Annotated in this window: 24 protein-coding genes and 3 tRNA genes; 15 read left to right on the forward strand and 12 right to left on the reverse strand. The window is 70.5% G+C overall.

Translation table 11 applies throughout. The features are described from left to right. The first annotated feature begins 146 nt into the window (after positions 1-146). On the forward strand, positions 147-1,055 hold the full coding sequence (locus ACN263_RS29145) for an aldo/keto reductase (RefSeq protein ID WP_422737412.1): 909 nt from the start codon (positions 147-149) through the stop codon (positions 1,053-1,055). A gap of 100 nt (positions 1,056-1,155) precedes the next feature. Here ACN263_RS29145 and ACN263_RS29150 read toward each other — a convergent pair whose 3' ends face one another. From ACN263_RS29150 to ACN263_RS29160, 3 genes are all read right to left on the reverse strand, one after another. Continuing rightward, positions 1,156-1,839 carry a TMEM175 family protein gene (locus ACN263_RS29150; RefSeq protein WP_422737413.1) on the reverse strand — a complete coding sequence of 228 codons (684 nt, stop codon included), beginning with the start codon at positions 1,837-1,839 and terminating at the stop codon, positions 1,156-1,158. Positions 1,840-2,051: 212 nt separating this feature from the next. Beyond that, on the reverse strand, positions 2,052-3,065 hold the full coding sequence (locus ACN263_RS29155) for a mechanosensitive ion channel family protein (protein ID WP_422737414.1): 1,014 nt from the start codon (positions 3,063-3,065) through the stop codon (positions 2,052-2,054). Positions 3,066-3,192: 127 nt separating this feature from the next. After that, on the reverse strand, positions 3,193-3,852 hold the full coding sequence (locus ACN263_RS29160; protein ID WP_422737415.1) for a DUF1345 domain-containing protein: 660 nt from the start codon (positions 3,850-3,852) through the stop codon (positions 3,193-3,195). Between the two features lie 397 nt (positions 3,853-4,249). On the opposite strand from ACN263_RS29160, the gene ACN263_RS29165 reads away from it, so the two are divergent. Next, a complete protein-coding gene (locus ACN263_RS29165; RefSeq protein ID WP_422737416.1) occupies positions 4,250-5,251 on the forward strand; it encodes a potassium channel family protein in 1,002 nt (333 codons plus the stop codon). Between the two features lie 687 nt (positions 5,252-5,938). Here ACN263_RS29165 and ACN263_RS29170 read toward each other — a convergent pair. Both ACN263_RS29170 and ACN263_RS29175 read right to left on the reverse strand, forming a co-directional pair. After that, positions 5,939-6,014: transfer RNA gene (locus ACN263_RS29170), tRNA-Arg, on the reverse strand. Positions 6,015-6,049: 35 nt separating this feature from the next. Then, a tRNA-Ser gene (locus ACN263_RS29175) sits at positions 6,050-6,140 on the reverse strand. Between the two features lie 145 nt (positions 6,141-6,285). On the opposite strand from ACN263_RS29175, the gene ACN263_RS29180 reads away from it, so the two are divergent. Further along, positions 6,286-7,563 (forward strand): hypothetical protein, encoded by a 1,278-nt coding sequence (locus tag ACN263_RS29180; protein WP_422737417.1) that lies wholly within the window; start codon positions 6,286-6,288, stop codon positions 7,561-7,563. On the opposite strand, the gene ACN263_RS29185 is transcribed toward ACN263_RS29180, so the two are convergent. After that, complete coding sequence (locus ACN263_RS29185) at positions 7,524-8,294, reverse strand: CPBP family intramembrane glutamic endopeptidase (protein ID WP_422737418.1); 771 nt, start codon at positions 8,292-8,294, stop codon at positions 7,524-7,526. The two genes, ACN263_RS29180 and ACN263_RS29185, sit on opposite strands and share 40 nt — an antisense overlap. A 144-nt stretch (positions 8,295-8,438) precedes the next feature. Here ACN263_RS29185 and ACN263_RS29190 point away from each other — a divergent pair, with 144 nt between their 5' ends. Then, complete coding sequence (locus ACN263_RS29190; protein WP_422737419.1) at positions 8,439-9,554, forward strand: globin domain-containing protein; 1,116 nt, start codon at positions 8,439-8,441, stop codon at positions 9,552-9,554. Positions 9,555-9,623: 69 nt separating this feature from the next. Here the strand turns inward: ACN263_RS29190 and ACN263_RS29195 are convergent, their stop codons facing one another. Beyond that, positions 9,624-11,153, reverse strand: coding sequence for a peptide deformylase (locus ACN263_RS29195; protein ID WP_422737420.1), 1,530 nt, complete (start codon positions 11,151-11,153; stop codon positions 9,624-9,626). Positions 11,154-11,312: 159 nt separating this feature from the next. Between ACN263_RS29195 and ACN263_RS29200 the strand changes: the two genes are divergently transcribed. The 3 genes from ACN263_RS29200 to ACN263_RS29210 all read left to right on the forward strand — a co-directional run bounded on the left by ACN263_RS29200 (position 11,313) and on the right by ACN263_RS29210 (position 13,720). Then, a complete protein-coding gene (locus ACN263_RS29200) occupies positions 11,313-11,831 on the forward strand; it encodes a SigE family RNA polymerase sigma factor (protein WP_422737421.1) in 519 nt (172 codons plus the stop codon). Beyond that, positions 11,828-12,739, forward strand: a complete 912-nt coding sequence (locus ACN263_RS29205; RefSeq protein ID WP_422737422.1) for a hypothetical protein — start codon at positions 11,828-11,830, stop codon at positions 12,737-12,739. Before ACN263_RS29200 ends, ACN263_RS29205 begins: the two co-directional genes overlap by 4 nt. A gap of 258 nt (positions 12,740-12,997) precedes the next feature. Beyond that, complete coding sequence (locus tag ACN263_RS29210; protein ID WP_422740864.1) at positions 12,998-13,720, forward strand: IucA/IucC family C-terminal-domain containing protein; 723 nt, start codon at positions 12,998-13,000, stop codon at positions 13,718-13,720. Between the two features lie 65 nt (positions 13,721-13,785). Here ACN263_RS29210 and ACN263_RS29215 read toward each other — a convergent pair whose 3' ends face one another. Continuing rightward, entirely contained in the window at positions 13,786-15,615 is a 1,830-nt protein-coding gene (locus ACN263_RS29215) for a hypothetical protein (RefSeq protein ID WP_422737423.1), read from the reverse strand. A gap of 212 nt (positions 15,616-15,827) precedes the next feature. On the opposite strand from ACN263_RS29215, the gene ACN263_RS29220 reads away from it, so the two are divergent. After that, complete coding sequence (locus ACN263_RS29220) at positions 15,828-16,538, forward strand: class I SAM-dependent methyltransferase (RefSeq protein ID WP_422737424.1); 711 nt, start codon at positions 15,828-15,830, stop codon at positions 16,536-16,538. Between the two features lie 97 nt (positions 16,539-16,635). Here ACN263_RS29220 and ACN263_RS29225 read toward each other — a convergent pair whose 3' ends face one another. After that, positions 16,636-17,178: a YbhB/YbcL family Raf kinase inhibitor-like protein gene (locus ACN263_RS29225; RefSeq protein ID WP_422737425.1), complete on the reverse strand. Its 543-nt coding sequence runs from the start codon at positions 17,176-17,178 to the stop codon at positions 16,636-16,638. A gap of 144 nt (positions 17,179-17,322) precedes the next feature. Between ACN263_RS29225 and ACN263_RS29230 the strand changes: the two genes are divergently transcribed. From ACN263_RS29230 to ACN263_RS29245, 4 genes are read left to right on the forward strand one after another with little or no spacing between them, the layout of a single operon-like run. Beyond that, positions 17,323-17,478 carry a hypothetical protein gene (locus ACN263_RS29230; RefSeq protein WP_393222262.1) on the forward strand — a complete coding sequence of 52 codons (156 nt, stop codon included), beginning with the start codon at positions 17,323-17,325 and terminating at the stop codon, positions 17,476-17,478. Positions 17,479-17,520: 42 nt separating this feature from the next. Further along, complete coding sequence (locus ACN263_RS29235; protein ID WP_422737426.1) at positions 17,521-17,802, forward strand: hypothetical protein; 282 nt, start codon at positions 17,521-17,523, stop codon at positions 17,800-17,802. A gap of 36 nt (positions 17,803-17,838) precedes the next feature. Beyond that, positions 17,839-18,345 carry a helix-turn-helix domain-containing protein gene (locus ACN263_RS29240; protein WP_422737427.1) on the forward strand — a complete coding sequence of 169 codons (507 nt, stop codon included), beginning with the start codon at positions 17,839-17,841 and terminating at the stop codon, positions 18,343-18,345. Further along, entirely contained in the window at positions 18,342-18,884 is a 543-nt protein-coding gene (locus ACN263_RS29245) for a DUF6036 family nucleotidyltransferase (protein ID WP_422737428.1), read from the forward strand. The genes ACN263_RS29240 and ACN263_RS29245 overlap by 4 nt, the downstream gene beginning before the upstream one ends. Before the next feature lie 13 nt (positions 18,885-18,897). On the opposite strand, the gene ACN263_RS29250 is transcribed toward ACN263_RS29245, so the two are convergent. Then, positions 18,898-18,984 (reverse strand) — tRNA-Ser (locus ACN263_RS29250). Between the two features lie 283 nt (positions 18,985-19,267). Here ACN263_RS29250 and ACN263_RS29255 point away from each other — a divergent pair. After that, positions 19,268-20,245 carry an NAD(P)H-quinone oxidoreductase gene (locus ACN263_RS29255; RefSeq protein WP_422737429.1) on the forward strand — a complete coding sequence of 326 codons (978 nt, stop codon included), beginning with the start codon at positions 19,268-19,270 and terminating at the stop codon, positions 20,243-20,245. Here ACN263_RS29255 and soxR read toward each other — a convergent pair. Then, entirely contained in the window at positions 20,228-20,683 is a 456-nt protein-coding gene (gene soxR / locus ACN263_RS29260) for a redox-sensitive transcriptional activator SoxR (protein WP_422737430.1), read from the reverse strand. The two genes, ACN263_RS29255 and soxR, sit on opposite strands and share 18 nt — an antisense overlap. A 47-nt stretch (positions 20,684-20,730) precedes the next feature. On the opposite strand from soxR, the gene ACN263_RS29265 reads away from it, so the two are divergent. Together ACN263_RS29265 and ACN263_RS29270 are read left to right on the forward strand one after the other, a co-directional pair. Further along, positions 20,731-21,426: a transketolase gene (locus tag ACN263_RS29265; RefSeq protein ID WP_422737431.1), complete on the forward strand. Its 696-nt coding sequence runs from the start codon at positions 20,731-20,733 to the stop codon at positions 21,424-21,426. Positions 21,427-21,431: 5 nt separating this feature from the next. Beyond that, complete coding sequence (locus ACN263_RS29270) at positions 21,432-22,325, forward strand: transketolase family protein (RefSeq protein ID WP_422737432.1); 894 nt, start codon at positions 21,432-21,434, stop codon at positions 22,323-22,325. Here ACN263_RS29270 and ACN263_RS29275 read toward each other — a convergent pair. After that, positions 22,311-23,018 carry a glycosyltransferase family 2 protein gene (locus ACN263_RS29275; RefSeq protein ID WP_422737433.1) on the reverse strand — a complete coding sequence of 236 codons (708 nt, stop codon included), beginning with the start codon at positions 23,016-23,018 and terminating at the stop codon, positions 22,311-22,313. The two genes, ACN263_RS29270 and ACN263_RS29275, sit on opposite strands and share 15 nt — an antisense overlap. Positions 23,019-23,029: the final 11 nt, after the last annotated feature.

Raw genomic sequence — 23,029 nt, forward strand, 5'->3', positions numbered from 1 at the left:
CCGCCCCCTAAGCGGCGCATCGCTCGAACGCGGCCGCCTTCCCAGGTGCGGGCACGGGCAAACAGAGAGGCAGTCACTCAAGGGCGCGCATACGACCCCGGCCTCTGCGCAGCGATGGCCTGCGCGGAGAAGATCCGCTACCAGGTGTGCTGCCCCTCGATGCGGGTAACGCAGGCAACCCGTTGGTGCTGAAGCTCCAGAAAGGCCACGACATGACCCTCGCTGCCGAAGCGATCGAGCTACTGTCCGGCCAGACGATGCCCGTGCTCGGACAGGGAACCTGGTATCTGGGCGAGCGCCCCGAGAGGCGGCAGGACGAGATAGCCGCCCTACGCACTGGGCTCGACCTGGGTATGACCATGATCGACACTGCGGAGATGTACGGTGGCGGCGCCTCCGAGGAACTCGTCGGCGAGGCGATCACCGGACGGCGCCCCGACGTCTTTCTGGTCGACAAGGTGCTCCCGTCCAACGCCAGCCGACGGGGTACGGTGCAGGCCTGCCGCCGCAGCCTGCAACGACTCGGCGTCGACCACATCGACCTCTACCTGCTGCACTGGCGTGGCTCGCATCCGCTGGCGGAGACGGTCGAGGCGTTCGCCGAACTCGTCGACGCGGGCGACATCGGGCAGTGGGGCGTGAGCAACTTCGATGTCACCGACATGACGGACCTGTTCGAGGCGGGCGGCGACGCCTGCGCGACCAACCAGATCCTGTACAACCTCACCCGCCGCGGTCCCGAGTACGACCTGCTGCCGTGGCTACGCGAGCACGGGATCCCGGTGATGGCGTACTCGCCGATCGAGCAGGGCCGGCTGCTCGGCCACCCCCAAGTCGCTGAGACCGCCGCCCGGCACGAGGTCACGCCCGCTCAGGTGGCGCTGGCCTGGCTGTTGCGGCAGGACAGGGTTGCAGCCATCCCTCGGTCGTCCAACCCCGAACACACCAGGGAGAACTCGGAAGCGCGCGACCTGCAACTGAGCGAGGAGGACGTGGCGGCACTCGACACCGCGTTCCCGCCGCCGACCGGCCCGCAACCGCTGGAGATGTTGTAGCGTCGCCGACCGTTTCGGCGCCGGTCGAGGTCGATGCCGTCCGCGCGGGGCACCCGACAGTGGACGGAGACCGGTGACCGCTGGTCCCTCTCTCTGACCGTCAGTTCCCCGATGCCGGGGGGCGACGCGCGATCCGGCGGAAGAGAGGCGCCTGGTTCAGACCGGCGCTGGTGACGGCGTAGAACACCGGCAGCACGACGAAGATCGCCAGGCCGGCGAGCGGTGCGACCAGGTAACCGATGAGCCCTGCGGCGACGTAGAGAATGATCCCGACGAGTGCCCGCAGCCGCTCGGCGGGGAAGTGCCGATCACTCACCTCCTCCCTGAGTAAGTCCTTGTGCCGGGCCAGATAGTGGAAGAACGTCAGCCAGCTCACGCAGAGCAGCGCGCCGATCAGCGCGTAGAAGGCGACGGCCACGCGTTGGTCCTGCTGGTCGTGCTCCTGCAAGGCGTCCGAGACGACAGCGGTCGGGAACGGCAGCAGCGCGGTGCTGAACAGGACGAAGAGGTTCACCCAGTGCAGCCCCCGATCGCTCTCCTTGATGCGATTGAACGCGCCCTTGTGATTCAGCCAGACGACGGCGACGTAGGCGTACGAGGCGAGATAGGCGGCGTAACCCGGCCACTGCTCCAGCAGCCCGGACAGCAGGCGACCGGGCGGTACGTCCGGCACCCGGAGATCCACCACCAGCAGCGTGATGATGATGGCCAAGACGGCGTCGCTGAACGCTATGGCACGACTGGTGTCCGACCGGGTACCGAGGTCGTCGGTTGGCCTGTTCACGGCCGGTGCCTACCCACCGACGCCGAGGATAACCGGGCTCCTCGCCGCCGGACAAACAGCACGAACATGAGCCAGGATCAAGCGAGCGGCAGCGAGTAGAACCCTGACCTTCAGCGCGACAAACCCCTGAAGCCGCACCTTCGGGTGTCCGCACCGCCCGCGGCCGCGTGGACCGGTAACCGGGAACAGGAGTGAGTCGGCGGTGTGCGGGCTCAGGGGTGGTACTCGCCGCGGGTGCGGGGCAGCCACTCGGGGTGGTGGTCGCGCAGGTACCCGATGAGGCCCTCGCGGACGTCGCAGCGGAGATCCCACGCACTCGGCCCATCGGCCGCCGATGCCTGAACCTGCACGACGACGGTCTGGGGCGTCGCGTCCACCATCTGCAGCACCCACTGGTGCCGATCCCACAGGGGTGACGCTTCGACGAGCCGCCTCGTCTCGGCACGGAGGTCGTCCAGGTCGGCGGTGTAATCGACGTGGAGCCGCGTCTCGCCGACCACCCGCGTCTCATGCCGGGTCCAGTTCTGGAAGGGGTGCTCGGTGAACCAGGTGGTGGGCAGAATGAGCATCCGGTCGTCCCAGAGCCGGACGACCACGTTGGTCAACTTCACCTCCTCGACGCGCCCCCACTGCCCGTCGACCACGATCACGTCCCCCACGTGGAGGCCGTCGGCGAACGCGACCTGGATTCCGGCGAAGGCGTTGCCGAGCGCGGTGCGCGCGGACAGGCCGAGCAGCGCGCCGACGACACCCGCCGAGGTGAGCACGGACAGCCCGATGGTGCGCAGGGCGGGGAAGGTGGTGAGGATCAGGCCGATCGCCACGACCGTCACCACGACCGAGGTGAGGCGCCGTACCGGTCGGATCTGAGTGCGGGCGCGGCGGGTCCGACGGTCGGCCCGCGTCTCGCCCGGCAGCCTGCTGAACGCGGCCCGCTCAGCGATTTGCAGCGCGCGAAGCACCAGCCACGTCACGCTCGCGATCAACAGCACCACGACGACGCGCCGGACGATGGGGGGTCCAGCGCCGGGGTACGCGCGAATTGCGACATACAGGGCCGCGAGGAGCAGCACGGCGACGGCGGGGCGTCGGGACGCGCGGTACAGCGGCGCGAGCAGCCAACGGTAGCGACGACCACCGGCCCGACGCTGGACCAGCACGCCGGCCAGCAGGCCCGCCGCGACAACCACGGCCACCGCGACCACCAGGACCGTCCTCGTGGTCATCAATCAACTCTCCTGCCACCGGCGACCGTCATCGAGCACTCCGTCCGTTCCGCTCGTGGTCACCGGGAGCGTCGATCTTGCTTTCGCGGAGGCGTTCCAGCAGCGAACGGATGAGATGCGGCGTGGGTCACGACTGGCCCAGGTTGGTGACCAGGTTGACGGCGACGGCCAGGATGCCGGTTCCGAAGCCGTACGAGAGCAGCGCGTGCCCGAGCGCGATCCGGCGCATGCGGTTGGTGGTCGGCTCGTTCTCGCCCGGGGCGTAGGACATGCCGACCGTGAAGGCGATGTACGCGAAGTCGGCGTACGCCGGCGGGTCTTCCCGCTTGAAGTCGATGCCGCCGTCGTCGTCGCGGTAATACAGCCGGGCGTACTTCAACGCGAAGACAGTGTTCACCAGCGCCCACGCCAGGACCACCGCGACGACGCTGAGGATCACCAGCGTGACAGCCACCATGTCCTGCTGGTTCGAGGCCCGAATGAGCGCTTCGGCCACGACGGCGAGGCTGAAGACCGACGCGATCAGGATCGCCGAGTCGGTGGAACGGGAGTGCCGCTCCGCCTCGGCAAGCTGCTCGGTTCGCTTCGGGCTCGCCGACCAGCAGGCCCGCCACACCCAGACGAGGATCGTGCCCGCTGCGATCGTCCAGATCACCAGCGGCGTCAGCTCCGGGGCTCCGACCAGCGCGGTCGCCGCCCCGGCGACGACACCGACGGCCAACGACCACAGGGCACGCCTGACCGACAGCAGGCGTCCCCGCACCGGTCGTCCCGATTGCTGCTCCACCCGTTCAGCGTTCCGGCTCGACCGGCGCGCACCGGGGAAACCCCGAGCGATCACCGGATCGGGCTGCTCCGAGGGCGGCGGATCGACGGCCGGCCACGCTCGAACTCGCCTCGGCGACTGGTGACCGCGCACAATGCTCAGTGCGCCAGACTGGCGGCGTTTGAGACGGCCGGCGGCCCGACACAGTCATCCGGCGGTCGCGCTCTATGAGAAGACGCCTGGCCGGCCAGCAACAGCCTGCGCGAGGGCGTTGGGGCCTGCGGCGAATCCCGGAATGCTCGTCGGACCAGTCCGGTTTCGCCGACAATGTGCTGGCGAACGAATGGGTCGCCTGATCAGGTTGGAGTCACGGGTGTGGGCTGTCGCCGCCGGGGTTCTGCTCATAGCCCTCGGAATCGTGGACGCGGTGATGACCGTGCTGCACCCCACCCGCCGCGGGCCCGTCACCCTCGTGACCGGAGTCGGGGTGTGGTCGACCACCCGCTTGTTGGCTCGCTGGGTCGGACGTCCACGGATCCTGTCGAGCGCGGGGATGCTCGCCGTCCTGACGGTTGTGGCGATGTGGACGGCGCTCATGTGGGCAGGTTTCGCGCTGCTGTTCCTGCCGAACCTGACTGCGCTCTCCTACTCGCCGTCCGTTTCCTACGGATCGCTGAACTTTCTCGACGCCCTGTACGTGAGCGGCATGGCCTTGACGACGGTGGGCTTCGGCGACGTCGTCGGCGGAATGGACACGCTGCGCCTGATCACGGTCATGGAGGCCGCTGCGGGCTTCGGCCTGATAACCGCTGCCATCACCTACGTTCTGTCGATCTACCCACTCACCTCACAGCTCAGTAGCGCGGCTCGGATGGTGCAGACCCAAGCCGACGACCCGGTACGCGCAGCGGAGCTGGTGGTCCTGGGAGGAAGCTCCTACCTGCAGAGCCTGCAGGAGAGGCTGATCTCGGTGGACGAGGACACGCAGCGCTTCCCGTTCCTCTACTACTTCAGGGCGAGCGACCCGTCGGCGACACTCCACACGTTCATCCGTGGCACCGCGATGGCATGCCTGCAGGCACGGTGGGGCATCTCCACGGACGCCGCCCCACACGCCCGTGTGCAGGGGCACGAACTTCAGCTTCGTCTTCAGCACGCCATCGACCAGTACGCCATCGGCTTCCTGATGCGCGACCCCCGGTGCCTGCGCCGCCCGCTGGACGCCGGCGACGCTCGTCGCCGCTGGCAGAGCTTGACTGCCGCGGCCGGCAGGTGGGGCGTGGACCGCCCTGGGGAGGACGAGACGAATCTCGACGAGTTCGCCCAATTCGTCGGATGCTGTCAGACCTTCCTGGACGATCTGGCCGAGCAACACCTGTACCCGCCCGCGCAGCTGCTACCGGCCGCCAGCCCGCCATGAAGCGTCAATGAGAATTCTGGGGGCACCTACTGCTCGTTGCGTACATCCGCCGGAGGCTGCCGGTGCCCACCCATGCGGCGCATCTACTCCCGCGAACGCAGCCGCGGAGCGCACCGACGAGCGCGCGGAGGGAGGCAACCGCGGGTCAGGCCGTACCCTGACGGTTGACCCTGCTCTCTCGGGCCGTCTTCGACCGGCCATGGTCGCGCTCGGTACCCGCCGATCCGGTCGCAGTGCGCTCGTGTCGCTGGTCCGGCGAGTGCTCCACGGTGGCCCCCTGCCGACCCCGCGCTCCGCTGCCCGGGTGCCGGCTGCCCCGCGCCGACTCGCCGCCGCTGTCATGCTTGTTGTGCTTGTGGCTACCCATGCCCGGCGGGTACCCGGCGTCGGGGCACCCATGCTCTACCTCCGCGACGCCAAGGCTGTCCGCAACCGACTCGCCCCACAGCGACGACCCCCCACTGCACCAAACCACACACGTCCGGCACGCTCTACGACCGCAAAGACGGCAAGACGTCCATCACGCGACCGCCGCGCACAGGCGCATTCAGCGACCGGTCCGATGCAGGCCAGCACAAACCACCGCCAGAACAGACGCACCAACGGAGCACCCGACCCCACCGACGACCAGAAGAAGAAAAGAAAAAGGCCATGACCCCTGTCCTTGCAGGTCACGGCCTTGATCGTTGGTGCGCCCGAAGGGACTCGAACCCCTAACCTTCTGATCCGTAGTCAGATGCTCTATCCATTGAGCTACGGGCGCTCGTGCTCAGCCAGTGTACACACCCGGCTTTCGCGCGGAGACTCCGGGATTCGAACCCGGGAGGGGCTTTAAGACCCCAACCGCATTAGCAGTGCGGCGCCATAGACCAGACTAGGCGAAGTCTCCCTGGTGGCCCGCAGACCACCGCGCCCGAGGATACAGGTCGGCACCCACCGGGGGCAAAACGACTTCCGGGGTACGCCGACCGGACCGGTCCGCCCCGGTATTTGACCGCTGTGCGGTGGAGTGATCGGGACTACGCTCCATCGATATGCAGGAGCAGCCGCCCAGCGAACCGACCCGCCAGGAGCCTGCTGAGCGCCCGCGTCGGCGCTCGGCGCGGGCCACGTTCACGCCGCCGCAGGCGACCGAGCAGTCTGCCGAGGCCGCCCCTGCGGCACCGGCGAGCCCGCGTCCACGCCGGGCGAAGGCGGCACCGGTGCTCTTCCAGCCACCGGATCCGGAGGCCGCGCAGCCCGCCACGGAGCCGGCGGTCACCGGCGCAGCGGGGGAACCGACGGTGCAGCCGCCGAAGGCGCGGGCTCCCCGACCACGCAAGACCAGCACGGCAGCCGTCACGGCACCGACACCCCCGCCGGCGCAGGCCGCACCGGATGCGACGTCGGTCACAGCCGAGCCGACCGAGATCACGCCGCCCCGCAAGCGCGCCGCAGCCACCCGCGCGACGCCCCCGCGCAAGGCCGCCTCACGCACGGCCGATCCGGAGAAGGTCACCCGGACCAAGGCCACCCCGCGCCGAGCCGCCGCGCCAAAGGCGAGCGCACCGGCACCCGCCCCGGACGTGGCTCCCCCGAGCATCCCCGAGCCGGCCGCGGCGGTGACCGCCGACGCGGTCGCGCCGAACAACCCCGAGCAGGCTTCGACGCGTACCCCCGAACTCCCGGCGGTGGTCGCCCGCCTGCGCGACCACCCCGGCTTCGCGCCGGAGTTCCTGGCCATGGAGGCGGTGCGGACGCTCGGACCGGGCGCCGCCGAGTGGGCGCGGCGGCTGCGGGACCGGTATCCGGACGCCCCGGCGGACGGCCTGGCCCGGCTGGCGACCCGGCGGTACGTGCGGGCGGCGGGCGCGGGAGGGGCGGCGGCCGCCCTCGCCGGACTCTTCGCGCCGCTGGCGGAGCTGGTGTCGGTGCTGTGGAGCCAGTCGAACCTGGTGCTGCACCTCGCGGCGGCGTACGGCCGGGACCCGGCGCATCCCGACCGGGTCGAGGAGCTGCTGGTGCTGACCCAGGTGCATCCGGACGCGGCGAGCGCACGGGCCGCGCTGGTCGGTGCGCGGGAGGCCGGCGATCCGGTGGAGGGGACGTGGCCGAGGGCGGCGGAGGCCGCCTGGCGGCTCGCCGCGCCGCTCACCGCGCAGGCCGGCGGATGGGTGGCGTTGCGGCTGGCGTCCCGGCTGGTGCCGGGGGCGGCGGTGCTCGCCGCCGGGTTGGGCGACGCGGCGGCGGCCGATCGGCTGGCGGCCCGGGCGGTGGCCGCCTACCGGCCGCGTCACAACCAGTCGAACCACTCCCGGGGCAGCGAGGCGTAGCCGACGAAGGCGACCACGTCAAGCAGGGTGTGCGCGATGATCAGCGGCAGCACCCGCCGGGTACGCAGGTAGAAGAGGCTGAACACCACGCCCATGATCGCGTTACCGACGAACGCGCCGAAGCCCTGGTAGAGGTGGTAGCTGCCGCGCAGCAGCGCGCTGGCCGCGACGACCGCGGCGAGCCGCCACTGGAGCTGTCGCAGCCGGGTGACCAGGTAGCCGACCACGATCACCTCCTCCAGCACGGCGTTCTGCACGGCGGCGAGGATCAGCACCGGGATCGTCCACCAGAGCTTGGGTAGCGCCGCCGGCACCAGCGTGGCGTTCAGGCCGAGCTGCGCCGCCACCCAGAACAGGGCCAGGCCGGGCAGGCCGATCAGCGCGGCCAGGCCGGCCCCCCGGGCCAGATCCTGGCCGGGCCGCCGCGCGTCCAGGCCGAGGGTCCGCGCCGGGTCGCCGGGGTCCCGGCTGAGCAGGTGTACGGCGAGCAGCACCGGAAGCAACGCGAAGACGATGCCGAGGAGCTGGTACGTCAGGTCCAGCCAGGGGCGGGCCGACGCGGAGGTGTTCAGCGACGCGGTCTGCTTGGAGAGCGGACCCTCGGCGGTCAGCTTCGCGATGATCGAGACCACCGCGTAGACGGCGGACTGGCCGAGGGACAGGCCGAGGACCAGCAACGTTTCGGTCCCCAGCAGCCGGCGGGACACCGGACGGGTCAGCTCAACGGTCACCGCACCACTCTGCCCGACGGACCGGCCGGCGGGCAGGGCCGACCGGCCGGCATGAACCGATCGCACATTCTGTGCGACCGATGTGCACGCTCCGTGGAGATTCTATGGCTGCCCGATCCGCTGCCGTCTGGAGAAGGAGCACCGGTGGACAACGTCGCACGGTTGCTGAAGGAGAGCTGGACCCTGGTCGAGGAGGACCGGGAGCGGCTGAGCGGGCACTTCTACGCCCGGCTGTTCCTGCTCGATCCCGCCCTGCGGCAGCTCTTCCCGGTGCAGATGACCGGCCAGGGTGACCGCCTGCTGGAGGCGATCATCACGGCGATCCACACGGTGGGCGATCCGGAGAGCTTCGACGAGTTCCTGCGCGCGCTGGGCCGCGACCACCGCAAGTACCACGTCGACGACCGGCACTACGCCACGATGGGCGTCGCGCTGCTCGACGCGCTGCGCAGCACCGCCGGCGACGGCTGGAACCTCGAGTACGACCAGGCGTGGCGGGACGCGTACGCGGCGATCACCGCGAAGATGGTGGCCGGGGCGGCCGACGACGACAACCCGCCGTTCTGGCACGCCGAGGTGCTGACCCACGAGCGTCACGGTCCCGACATCGCCGTACTGACCTGCCGGGCCCTGCAACATCCGCTGCCCTGGCGGGCGGGTCAGTACGTCAGCCTGGAGCTGCCCCGCTTCCACCCGAGGGTGTGGCGGAACTACTCGGTGGCGAACGCCCCGAACGACGACAACGTGCTGGAGTTCCACGTCCGGAGCCCCGGCGCGGGGTGGGTGTCCGGGGCGCTGGTCCGCCGGGTGCAGCCCGGTCAGCTGCTGCGCCTGGCGGCGCCGATGGGGTCGATGACCCTGGACCGCTCCTCCGAGCGGGACATCCTCTGCGTGGCCGGCGGCGTCGGGCTCGCGCCGATCAAGGCGCTGGTGGAGGAGTTGGCCAGCTACAACCAGACGCGCTGGGTGCACGTCTTCTACGGCGCCCGGCAGGCGACGGACCTGTACGGGCTGGCCGGGTTGCAGGATCTGGTGGCCGCACACCCGTGGTTGTCGGTCACCGCGGCGTGCAGCGACGACCCCGACTTCGACGGCGAACTGGGCGACATTGCGGACGTGGTGGCCCGGTACGGCCCGTGGACCACGCACGACTGTTACGTCTCCGGGTCGGCGCAGATGGTCCGGTCGACGCTGCGGGTGCTGGCCGCCGACGAGGTGCCACCGCCGAACATCCGCTACGACACGTTCGGCGATCTCTAGACGTTCCTCCCCCCACACCGGGGCGCGTGCCCCTGCCCCCTGGGGCGCGCGCCCCGGTCCCTCCTCGTGTCAGTAGCGCCAGGGTCGCCCGGTCTCCCGGTACTCCTCGACCGGCACCAGCGGCACCCCGGGCGCCATCCGGTCCACGTAGAGCCGGCCCTGTAGATGGTCGATCTCGTGTGCGACGAGCCGGGCCATGCCGAACTCGAACGACGTGATGATCCGGCTGCCGTCCCACTGGGCGTGTTCGACGTCGAGTCGCAGTGGCCGGGGCACCAGACCTCGGTGGTCGAAGAAGGAGAGGCACCCCTCGTACTGCTCGTCGGTCTCCGGGTCGGCGTCGACCACCCGGGGGTTGAGCAGGACGACCGGTTCCGCCGAGCGGTCGGGGGGTCGGACCACGGCGGCGGCCCGGCCGATGCCGAGCTGCGGGGCGGCGATGCCCACCCCCTTGCTGAACGGGTGCAGCTCGTCGAGTCGGGACAGCACCATGGTGAGGCGGTCCACGATGTCGCGGGCGACCTGCTCCTCGCCGGGCAGGTCGAACTGCCGGACCGGCTGTCGTAGCAGGTCGTCGCCGCGCTGCACGATGCCGATGCCGCGCATCCGGTCGCTGGGACGGACCCGGGCGCTGCCGGGGCCGAGATCCGGTTCGATGTCCGGCCGGGCACGGAAGCGCCACTGCATCCGGTACCGGGCGTTCAGCGGCGGTTCGTCGGTCTGCCAGTCGAAGATCGCCCGGTCCCCCTCGTCGCGCCGCTGCGGGGCCGTCCGCAGCGGGCCCTCCTCCGCCGAGAGCGAGGTCTCCACGCCCCAGACCTGCGGGTCGAGCGCCGCCGGCAGGTCCAGGCGTACGGCGAGGTGCCGGGTGGGCAGCCGGACGGCCCGCTGGAACCAGGGGCCCCACTTCTCGGGCCCGACGCTGTACGCGTACTCGATGCTGGTCCGGTCACCGGGGTAGAGCGGGAAGCGGCGGTCGCCGTTCTCGAAGAGCAGCCAGATCTCCTTGAACGCGTCCCGGTCGTGCTTCGCCCGCCAGTGCATCGGCTCCGGGTCGCCGGCGCCGTCGTCGCGCCGGGCCTGGAGTTGCAGCTCGGCGAAGGTGAGCGGGTGTTCCCGGTGGTGCCGGTTGGAGCGACCGGGGTCGTTCGGGTAGCGGTCCACCGCGACGCGGACGAGGTAGCGGGTGACCGGCTCGGTGCCGGCGTTGTAGAGCTCGCGGTGGATGACGCACCGGTAGCCGTCGTCGGTGTGGGTGAGGGTGGCCAGTTCCCGTTCGACCACGAGGCCGGTGCCCGGGGGCAGCCACTGACCGGACAGCGGGGGTTCGCGCTGCGGCTGGCCGGAGCGGGCGTGCCGGAGGTCGTCGTACTCCCGGAAACGCTGCCAGATCGCGCCGCTGGCCTCCAGGACGGCCTCGGCGCGGCGGGCGAAGTCCTCGGTCGGGCGGTGTCGGCGCCCTTCGACGTGGCTCACGTAGGACGGGTCGAAACCCATCAGCACGGCCAGTTGCTTCTTGGAGAGGCCCCGCCCGGCGCGCTGGCGGGCAAGCTCGGCCGCAAAGGACTCGGCAGCCCGTTCGAGGGGTGAGGTCGTCATCGGCTTCCTCGCGGCCGGGAGTATCAGTTTCACGTTCCGTGGCGGAGCACACACTCATCTGGCATGTTCCCGACACACCGCTTGACAGCTCATGTCTCGTGCCCTGTGACAACGGCCGGTGATGGCAACCCTCGGCGGGTGGTCGGAGTCCTTATCCCCGTGAGAGTTGATCCGAGTTTCGACAGCTTCGTCGAGCAGCGGTCGGCGGCGCTCCTGCGGCTCGCGTACCTCCTCACCGGGGACCGGGGTCATGCCGAGGATCTGTTGCAGACGGCCCTGCTGCGCACGATGCGTCGCTGGTCGAAGGCCCGCGAGGCGCCTGAGCCGTACGTCCGGCAGGTCATGGTCAACCTGTCCCGGGACCGGATCAGGGACCTGCTGCGACGCCCTCGCGAGACCGCGCTGCCGGACAACCCCGACGCCTTCCGGTCCGCGGATCCCGGATTCGACGGCGTCGGGGAACGGCAGACGGTCGCCGCCGCACTTGCCCGCCTTCCCGTGCGGCAGCGACAGGTGATCGTGCTCCGGTACTTCGAGGACCTCACCATCGAGCAGACGGCGGAGCTGATCGGCTGCTCGATCGGAACGGTCAAGTCGTACACCTCCCGCGCGCTGGCGCGGCTGCGCGAACTACTCGGCGACCTTCACGAAACAGAAGAGGCAAGGACCCTGCGATGACCGCTTTCGACGACGAACAGCTGGGCCGCCTGCTGGGCGACCGGCTCCACGAGGAGACGCACACCATGACCGCGCCATCGGATCTGACCGAGACCCTGCATCGTAAGAACCGCCGTCGTACCCGGGCGTTGGGCGTGGCCGCCGCCACGCCGGTGCTCGCCGCACTGGCCCTGGGCGCTTCGCTGGCCCTCACTCCCGGAGGCACCGGAGGCGGCGGCGCCACGGCGGAGACGCCGGAGATGCTCACCGTCGGCTACGTCGCCGAGCAGACGGCCACCGCCCTGAGCGGACTTCCCGGGTACGTCCAGCACGAGACCGCCAGGCACCAGGGTCGGGACGGCAAGCAGGCGAGCCTGATCGAGCTCTGGGCCGACCGCACCACCAAGCGCGAACGGCAGGACAACACGCTCTTCTACGGCGACGTCCGCTCGTACACCCTTGCGCTGGACGGCTCCACCGCCGTCGAGCTGAACCACGACAAGAAGAAGTGGTGGACCTTCCAGGTCGCCTCGCTCAAGCCCACCGACACCGGTCAGGTCCAACACCTCCCGCCGTCGCTCAACCCGAAGGACCTCAAGCGTGCGGTCGACAGCGGAAAGGTGACGCTCGTCGGGAAGGAACAGCTGAACGGCACGCAGACCGTGCACCTCCAGTGGCTGGGCGGCCCGGACAGCGCCCTGGACGCGGCGAAGACCGCCGAGGAGTCCATGCAGATCTGGGTCGACGCGCAGTCGTACCGGCCGGTCCGGGTGGTCAACAAGCTGTTCACCGGCACCACGACCAGCGACTACGAGTGGCTGCCCCGCACCCAGGACAACCTGGCGAAGGTGACCGTGTCGCCACCGGCCGACTACCGGAAACTGCCGTGCACGCCCACGCCGGGCAAGGACTGCGGCTTGAACGACTGAGTCGCGTTTACGAGGCCCCGGATCGCGGTACGCGGTCCGGGGCCTCACCAGGTGTCCCGGTGTCGCTCGGATTACAGACGCTCGCGTATCCCGGCGAGCTTGGTTAGGCTAGCCTTAGCTCAGGACGGCACCTGGTCGTCCGCCCGGGGGCACGTTCCTCGGCCACTCAGACGGGGGACGGCTCAGGTGACTGCGGTGCTGCCGAGGCGGGACGTGACCGCCACGCCGCTCGCCCCGGTCACCACCGCCCTGCGGACCATGTTCGGCACCGACGACCTGCCCGGGCTGGCCCGGGGCCTGCTGGTCGACGACGAGTTCGGCTGGGCGCCCGCCAGCACCCTGATCGACGGCAGCCGCCTGCCGGAGCTGCTGCGCGCGGCGAGCGTCCGCTGGGGCGGCACCCCGCACGCCTGCGCCGCGCTGGCCTGGAAGTCGTACAGCTACTGGACCGCGCTGCCGGTCGTGCTCGGCTGGGCCTCGGCCCGCCGGGTTCCGCTGCTCGACCCGTCCGACGTGCTGATCCACTTCGAGGACCACCGGCCGCTGATCACGCTGGGTCTGCGCCGGGGCACCACCGTGGCGGTGCTGCCGAGCGACCCGCTGGCGCTGTCCGGCCTGCCGGAGGTACGCGTCGTCGCGGGTGAGGCGGAGCTGCTCGCCGAGCTGCGGGCATCCCTGCTCGACGCCCACCTGGCCCCGCTGATCACGGCGATCCAGGCAGAGGTGCGGGTCGGCACCCGGACGCTGCTCGGCTCGGTCGCCTCCGGCATCGCGCACGGCGTCCTGCGCGCCGCGGACGCGCTGCCCGGCCCGACGGTGGAGAGCATCGACACCCTGCTGGGCGCGCTCGACCTGGCCGACCTGGTCGAGCTGGTACCCGGCCCGACAGGCGAGCCGAGCGTCCAGCGCCGCACCTGCTGCCTGGCCTTCACGCTGCCCAGCCCCAAGGTCTGCCAGGGCTGCTGCGTCCGACAGGGCTGATCCGCCTTCGTTCGGTCCGGGGCCGGTCGCCGCGCGTCCGGGCCCGTGGGCGGCGGCAGGGCTGCTCAGTCGGTCAGCGGTCGGACGTCCCACACCCAGACACCCCCGGTGAAAGTCGGCTGGACACCGGTCAGCTCGGTCATCCCACGGCGCAGTTCCATCTCGTGCTCGTGCGGCCCGAGGATCACCACACCGGCCCGCCAGTAGCGCAGGTCGTCGACGGCCTTGACCCGGCTCTGCGGGGTGATCGGCGGCACCGCCCCGGTACGGCGGATGGTGGCGAAGAAACTGCTGGTCGGGCGGGGCGGCGCGGTGAACAGCGCGACCTTGGGTGGCCGGGCGCTCGGTCGGGTGTCCGGGCCGAGGAAGTAGCCCCGGGCCAGCGGCATCTCGAGCCGGGTCGCGGCGGACCAGCGCAGCGGCTCCGCGTAGGTGGTGTCCGGCAGGGGCAGGGTCACCACACTGCGCCCACCGGCCACGTACGGCCGCCAGGCCCCACTGGTCACGAATTCGGGCACCGGGTCCAGTTGGACCACCGGCAGCGGGGTGGGCAGGATCGGCAGCAGGGCCATCGTCAGCACGGTCGCGGTCGCGAAGTGGAGCTGCGGCCGGTCGGTTGGGCGGGCGCGGGCCACCTCGCGGACGCGCTCGGCGCCGTAGGCGAGCAGCACCCCGATGATCGGGGTGATCGCCAGCGCCCAGCGGGTCGGCACCACCGAGTGCAGGATCGGCAGGTTCTCCAGCGCCGCCCAGGGTCCCGGCACGCCGGTGCCGCGACCGTCGAAGCGGACCTCCCGGCCGAGCGAGAGCACCGCGAAGAGCAGCCCGAGCCCGGCCAGCGCGAGCACCACCGCCGAGCGCCGCAGCCACCAGACGAGGGCGACCACCAGCACGAGCAGCGACCAGCCGAAGAAGCTGTTCTCCTCGGTCGGGTTCTTGGCCAGGCCGGCGGCGGTACGCGGGCTGCCGGCCAGCGACTCCCGGGAGTACGCCACGAACGAGGCCAGGTCACTTGAGTACCCCCGGATCAGGCTGGACAGCCCGGAGTACGCGCCCGGTCCGAAGAACTGCACGTAGAGCGGGTACGCGAGCAGTATCCCGGCGACCACGGCGGCGACCGCCAGCCCGGCGAGGAATCCTCGGGTCCGGGACCGCAGGGCGGGGCGACCGAGGGCCAGCGCGCCGACGATCACGCCGAGCCCGATCGCGGTCATCAGCAGGATCTCCAGGTTCAGGAACGACTGCCAGACGATCACCAACCCGAGCAGCACCCCGTTACGCAGCCACCGGCCGGGGTCGGCGAGCCGCAGCGTACGCCAGATGACCAGTGGGACGACGAACTGCGACACGATGTTCGGGTGCCCGTTGGCGTGCGACACCATGGCCGGCGCGAACGCGCAGAAGCCGGCACCGAGCCAGGCCGGCCCCCGGCTTCCGACCAGGACGCGGGAGAGCAGGAAGTACCAGGCCGTGGCGGTGGCGATCATGCCGAGAGTGAGAAAGAGCAGAAATGCGGCGCGCGGCCCGAAGAGCAGGGTGATCGGCGTCATTGGCAATGAAATGGATAATACGGACGTATTTGCCATGAGGTTGACGCCGTCCGGCACGTTCATCTGGTCCGAATGGAACGGGTACGCGAATTGCGTGACCACCCGCGCACCGTGCGCCATCATCCATTCGAACTGCGACTGGTCCGAGCGGTTGTCCCGCACCCCACTGCCCGCGTCCCACCAGAGCCGGCCGGTGACCCAGAAGCCGAGCACCACGAAGCTCAGCACGGCCGCCAGATCGGTCCACTTCCCGTTGCGGCGCAACCGATCGCCGAAGCCGGGCTCCTCCACCCGCGACGCGGTGGCCGGGCCCTCGCCGGGAGCGTCCGATTCGGGAGTAGTCATGACAATTCATAGGGTAGTCAGCGTATGACGGTGCCGTGACATGTTTCGGGGTACTGCCGTACTATGTGCCGGGTTCGCCGACCGCCGATCACGTGCCCACCCCCCGACCCGCAATTCGGCCAACAGCTCCCCCGATTCCGCTGCCATCCAAGCGGATGATTCACTCTGTCGGTCCAGGCACGGGTCGAGTTCATATCGTGAGGAATCGACGCATGGCAGAAATCACTGGGGACCAGCGCGTCCAGTCCGAGGTGCTTGAGGGCCTGGCGATGGCCGTCAACCACCGTCGCTGGTTCGTCGAACTGGCGGTGCCGTACCTCGGTGACGACCCGATCGAGATCGGCAGCGGCCTCGGCGACTACGCGCTGGAATGGTCGGAGCGGCTGCCCCGGTTCACCGCCACGGAGGCCGACCCCGACCGGCTCGTACAGCTCAAGGAGCGACTCGCCGAGCAGCCGGGGGTCGACGTCCGGCAGATGCTGCTGCCGCACAACGACCGGGGAAACTACAGCGCCGCGGTCTCGTACAACGTCCTGGAGCACATCGAGGACCACGTGGGCGCGCTGCGGAGCATGCGCGACCTGGTCCGGCCCGGCGGCGCGGTGATCATCATCGTGCCGGCGTTCCAGTTCGCCATGAGCCCGGCGGACATCGCCACCGGCCACGTCCGCCGGTACACCAAGAAGACGCTCGGTACGGCAATGACCGAGGCCGGCCTGACCGTCGAGAAGATCCACTACGCGAACGCGCTCGGGTTGATCGGCTACTTCATGGCCACCAAGGTCTTCCGGCTCATGCCGAAGGAGGGACCGATGGTCAAGGTGTACGACACCCTGGTCCTCCCGGCGACGAAGGCCGCCGAACAGCTCGTGCGCCCCCCGTTCGGCCAGTCCGTCTTCGCGGTAGCCCGGGTCCCCGCCTGATTTTTGCGCCGATCTTGCACTTTCTGCTGCCGTTAAGCCCCTTGTGTAGGGGTTTTTCGGCGCAGAAAGTGCAAGATCGACGCGGCCAGGGGTGGCGTTACTGCTTGATCTGGTACGTGGGGCGGATTACCGCCCTTGCCAGGGTGTGGAAGGTCAGGTTGAAGCCGACGTAGGCGGGGCTCGCGTCGGGGGTCAGGTCCAAGCGATCGACGTCCAGGGCGTGCACCGCGAAGACGTACCGGTGGGGGCGGTCACCGGGCGGCGGCGCCGCGCCTCCGTAACCCTGCTCGCCGTAGTCGTTGCGGACGGAGAACGCCCCGCCGAGGTCCGTGCCCGCCGCGCCGCCGGCGCCGGTGGGCAACTGGGTGACGTCGACCGGCACGTTCACCAGCACCCAGTGCCAGAAGCCGCTGCCGGTCGGCGCGTCCGGGTCGTAGCAGGTGACGGTGAAGCTCTTGGTCTCGGCGGGGAAGTCCGACCAGGTCAGCTGCGGCGAGACGTTCTCACCGCCGGTGCTGCCGTGCGCGTGCCGGACGTCCATCGGCTCGCCGTTCTGCACGTCGTCGCTGGTCAGCGTGAACGACGGAACGGTCGGCAGCAGCTCGTACGGGTCCGGGGCGATCGGTCGTTCCAGGGTCATCGGGACGCGTCCTTCCGGAGTGGGCAGATACCTGCCTCTTCATACCCCTTTCCACGGCGTGGAACGACCGATTGGTCGGGGTGTGCCGGATCACGGAGCGCGGGCTAGGGTGATGCCCCTGCACCGTTGCACGGGGGGAATTTCTTGCTCAGCATCTGGCGGGACTTTCTGGTCGCCGTCGTCGGCGTGCTACGCAAACCGGACGAGCAGGCGCTCGCCGAGGAGCGTCGACGCGCCGTCGAACGGCTCGCCGACACGACCATCCGCGAGGCCCGACGGGACGAGCCCGAGGGTACGTAGCCGCGGACCCGCCGGAGTGACCGGGAGCCGGGCGCGGGACCGTTGGCGCACGGTGCCCTCGGCTGTATCTCGGCCATCGCGCTGTTCGGCGGGACTTCTCTGTACCTCGCGGGCCGGGCGACCTTCCTCGTCCTCAGCGTCCGGTGCGTACGACCCGAGCAGTTCGTCGCGCCGGTGGTAGCGGTGCTGTTGCTCCCCGTGGGCCGGCACCTGCCCGCCCTGGCCGCCCTCGGTCTGCTGACCGCGTTCCTCGCCGCTCTACTCGGCTACGAGGCGTGGACCAGGCGAGCGAGCGGCAGGACCAGCAGGAATGCGATCAAGTGAGTTGTGTTTTTAGCGTTTGCGGCGCATGCTCCAAGCATGGCGACGACAGGTGACGACCTTCTGACCACCGGCCAGGTGGCCAAGCTGCTGGGGACGTCGCGCCAGCAGGTGGTCAACCTGTGCGAACGGGGAGAACTGCCGTTCGTGAAGGTCGGCGCGCATCGGAGGATCCGGCGAGGGCAGGTTGAGGCGCTGTTGCGCCCCAAGCCGGAACTTACTCGCGATCAGCTCAAGTCACTGTGGCTGCACCAGGCGATAGCGGGGAGTTTGGTCACCGACCCGGACGCGGTGTTGAACAAGGCCAGGGAGAACCTCGATCGACTCCTGCGGCAACACCGAGGGACCATGACCGAAGTCTGGCTCAAGCGCTGGCAGGACAAGATCGACGAGGGTGTGGGTGCCGTCCTCAAGACGCTGACCTCCGACGACCCGGAAGCTGTGGAGCTGCGACAGAATTCGCCCTTCGCCGGGGTCCTGTCGCAGCCACAGCGCACGAAGGTTCTCGATTCCTTCACGCGCAGCGGCTGGGGGCGAGTGGCGTGAGGCGCGAGCAACTGGAGCATGTCCTGCGGTCCGCGTGTCAGATCGTCGGAGACCCGGACGTCCTCGTCATCGGCAGCCAGTCGGTGCTGGGGGCGATCCCGGAGAGCAGACTTCCACTTGAGGCCACCGCCTCGATGGAGGTCGACGTGGCGTTCTTCGACGACCCCGACGACCGGAAGGCCGACCAGGTCGACGGTGCCATCGGCGAGCTTTCGCTGTTCCACGAAACGAACGGCTACTACGCCCAGGGCGTGAGCGTGTCGACGGCGAAGCTGCCCGACGGCTGGCGGGATCGGCTGGTCCTGGTGGAGTCGCAGAGCACCCACCCGGGGCGGGGCTACACGCTCGAACCTCACGACTGCGTCGTGTCCAAGCTCGTAGCCGGCAGGGAAAAGGACCACGCCTTCGCCGATGCGCTGATCCGGGCCGGGCTCGTCGACCCAGCAGTGATCGCGGAGCGGATCGAGATGGTCGACGTGCATCCACTGGCGCGGAAACGACTGAGGGAGTGGATCGCCAGCTACCTGCCCGCGACCTGACGGCTGCGTTGTGCGGAGGGTGTGGGATTCGAACCCACGAAGACATCGCTGCCTTACCGGTTTTCAAGACCAGCGCCATCGGCCACTAGGCGAACCCTCCCGGACCGCCACCCGAGGGTGCGCGGCCGTGAACAGTCTGCCACGGCACCCGGCGGCCGGCTCGCCGTCCCTCCCCGAAAGCGCCGGCCAGGCGGCAGCTCCAGCGTCCACTGTGGCGCTGATCGACTCGGCTTCCCTGAAACCGGGGCGTCCGGCGCGTCGGGATGCCCCGGTTTCCCGGAAGCCGAGTCGATCAAGCCCGGGGACCGCCCGGTTTTCTGAAACCCGAGTCGATCACGGCGGGTGCGCCTGCGGCGGGAAGCGCGGCGGGTGAGACTGGGTCCATGCGAGCCATCACCGTTCCGCAGCCCGGTGGACCCGACGCGCTGGTCTGGGCCGAGGTCCCCGATCCCGAGCCCGGTCCCGGCGAGGTGATCGTCAGCGTCCGGGCCAGCGGGGTCAACCGTGCCGACCTGCTGCAACGGCAGGGGCACTATCCGCCGCCGCCGGGCGCCCCCGCGTACCTCGGTCTGGAGTGTTCCGGGGTGATCGACGCGATCGGCCCGGAGGTGAACGGGTGGGCGGTCGGCCAGGAGGTCTGCGCGCTGCTGGCCGGTGGCGGGTACGCCGAGCGGGTCGCGGTGCCCGCCGGCCAACTGCTGCCGGTGCCGGCCGGCGTGGACCTGGTCGACGCGGCGGCGCTGCCGGAGGTGGCCTGCACGGTCTGGTCGAACGTGGTGGGGGTGGGTCGACTCGGGGCCGGCGACACGCTGCTGGTGCACGGCGGGGGCAGCGGGATCGGCACGTTCGCGATCCAGTTGGGGGCGGCGCTCGGTGCCACGGTGCTGGCGACCGCCCGCACGGCGAAGCACGCCCGGCTGCGCGAGCTGGGCGCGACGCACACGATCGACTACCGGGAGCAGGACTTCGTCGAGGAGGTCCGCAAGGCCACCGACGGCCACGGCGCGGACGTCATCCTCGACATCTTGGGCGCGTCGTACCTGGGGCGGAACGTCGCCGCGCTGGCGACCGGCGGCCGGCTCGTGGTGATCGGGATGCAGGGTGGCCGCAAGGGCGAGCTGGATCTCGGCGCGTTGCTGGCCAAGCGCGGCAGCGTGTCGGCGACCGCGCTGCGCTCCCGGCCGCTGGCGGAGAAGGCGGCGATCGTCCGGGGCGTACGCGATGAGGTGTGGCCGTTGGTCGCGGCCGGCGCGGTCCGCCCGGTGGTGGACCGGCGGCTGCCGATGGCCGAGGCGGCCGAGGCGCACCGGCTGGTGGAGTCGAGCGACCACGTCGGGAAGGTGCTACTCACCCTCGGGTGAGGCGGGCGGCAGCAGGAGGCGGGCACCCGGGCCTTCCTTGGCGAGGTTGTCGCCGGGGTTGTTGAGCATGCAGCGTTGCAGGGACAGGCAGCCGCAGCCGATGCAGCCGTCCAGGTCGTCGCGGAGCTTGGTGAGCAGCCGGATCTTCTCGTCCAGCCGGCCGCGCCAGCTCGCGGAGAGCCGCGCCCAGTCGGCCGGGCTGGGCGTACGCCCTTCGGGCAGCGATTCCAACGCCTCGCGGATCTCGTCGAGCGAGACGCCGACCTGCTGGGAGATCCGGATGAAGGCGACCCGCCGCAGCTCGGCCCGGGCGTAGCGGCGCTGGTTGCCGCCGGTGCGGTCGGCGCGGATCAGGCCGAGCCGCTCGTAGTAGCGCAGCGCCGACGGCGCCACCCCGGACCGGGCGGACAGATCCCCGATCGTCAATGAGTCCTGCATCACCCGGTCCTTGAGTTGAAGCGCACTTCAAGTCACACAGTAGTGGCATGACCACCGCACTCACCACCGACACCGGTGCCCGGCTCCCCGGACTGATCCGGCGGCTGACCGGCGACGAGAAGCACGCGCCGAGCGCGCACTCCACGATCGACGTCCTTCAGGTCCTCTACGACCGGGTCCTACGGATCACCCCCGACACCGTCGACGCCCCGGATCGGGACCGGTTCCTGCTCTCCAAGGGGCACGGGCCGGCCGCGTACTACGCGGTGCTCGCCGCCCACGGCTTCATTCCGGAGGACTGGCTCGACGACCTGGGCGGGCCGCAGAGCCGCCTCGGCCACCACCCGGACCGGGTGCTGGTGCCGGGTGTGGAGATCGGCTCCGGCTCGCTCGGCCACGGCCTCGGGCTGGGCGTCGGCACCGCCCTCGGCCTGCGCGCGCAGGGCCTGCTCACCCCCCGGGTGTACGTGCTGCTCGGCGACGCCGAGCTGGACGAGGGGTCCAACCACGAGGCGATCGCGTACGCGGGGGCGACCGGCCTGGACAGCCTGACCGCGATCGTGGTCGACAACTCGTCCGCCACGCACGGGTGGGCGGGCGGCATCGCCAGCCGGTTCACCGTCAACGGCTGGACCGCCGACACGGTCGACGGCCGGGACCACACCGCCCTGTACGCGGCGCTCACCGGGCACCGGCCGGGACGGCCGCACCTGGTGGTCGCCCGCGTCGAGAGCAAGGGATGACCACGATGCGTACCGCCTTCATCGACACGACCACCGACCTGCTCGACGAGGATCCGCGCACCGCACTGGTGCTGGCCGACATCTCGGTCAGCCAGTTCGCCCCGGCCGGGCGGCGGCACCCCGACCGGGTGCTCAACGTCGGCATCCGGGAGCAACTGATGATCGGCGTGGCCGGCGGGCTCGCCCTGACCGGGCTGCGGCCCATCGTGCACTCGTACGCGACGTTCCTGGTGGACCGGGCGTACGAGCAGATCAAGTTGGACCTGGACCACCAGGGCGTGGGTGCCGTCCTGGTCAGCATCGGCGGCTCGTACGACGCCGCGGAGGAGGGCCGGACCCACCAGTCACCGGGTGACGTGGCGCTGTTCGACACGCTCGGCGACGGCTGGACCGTGCGGGTGCCCGGTCACCCGGACGAGGTCGCCCCGCTGCTACGGCACGCTGCGAGCACCGACGACGCCGTCTACCTACGGCTCAGTGAACCGCGCAACGACCGGGCGTACCCGGAGGCCGACCGGCTCCGGGTACTGCGGCGAGGGACGCCGGACGCGCCGCTCGTGGTGGCGGTAGGGCCGATGCTGGACGCGACACTGGCGGCGACGGAGGGGATGGACGTGACGGTCGCGTACACCCACACTCCCCGGCCGTTCGACACGGACGGCCTGCGGGCGCTGGCCGGGACCGAGGTGGTGCTCGTCGAGCCGTACCTGGCCGGGACGTCGAGCGCCGTCGTCGACCGCGCACTGGCGGACGTACCCCATCGGCTGCTCGCCCTCGGCGTGGGCCGGGCGGACCTGCGCCGGTACGGCGACGCGGCCGACCACATCCGGTGGCACGGGCTGGACGCCGCCGGCCTGCGGCGGTCGATCAGCGGGTTCCTGGGATCAGCGCGCGGGTGACGCGACGGGACGGCGGCGGGCGCGCTCACGGCCGAGGATCCAGATCGCCTCGACGCCGTCCTTCCAGGTGATCTTCTTGCCCTCTTCGCGGCCCCGGGCCCGGTAGCTGATCGGCACCTCGTACGGGCGGATCCGGCGGCGCAGCAGCTTGCCGGTCACCTCGGCCTCCATGCCGAAGCCCCGCGAGCGCACCTCCAGCGACCGGTAGAGCTCCACCGGCATCAGCTTGAAGCAGGTCTCCAGGTCACCGATGTACGAGTTGAACAGGACGTTCGCCGCCATCGTGACGCCCTTGTTGCCCATCACGTACCAGAAGCTGTAGGCGCTGTGGCTGCCGAACGTGCGATTGCCGTAGACGACCGTGGCCCGCCCGTCGAGCACCGGGGCGAGCAGCTTGGGGATGTCCTGCGGGTCGTACTCCAGATCGGCGTCGAGGATGACCATGTATTCGCCCTCGGCGCTGTCCACCGCCGTCTTGATGGCCGCGCCCTTGCCGGCATTGCGCTGGTGCGTGATCACCCGCAGGCGCGCGTCGTCGGCGCGACCGAGGACCTCGCCGGTGCCGTCGCGGCTGCCGTCGTCGACCACGACCAACTCGATCTCGCAGGGGTAGTCCACCGCCAATGCCTGCTTGAGGGCATCCGCGATGCGTTCTTCCTCGTTGTAGACCGGCATGAGGATCGAGAGCTTCACGGGAATCTCCA

The organism is Micromonospora sp. WMMD729 (assembly GCF_049315225.1).
Classification (GTDB): Bacteria; Actinomycetota; Actinomycetes; order Mycobacteriales; family Micromonosporaceae; genus Micromonospora.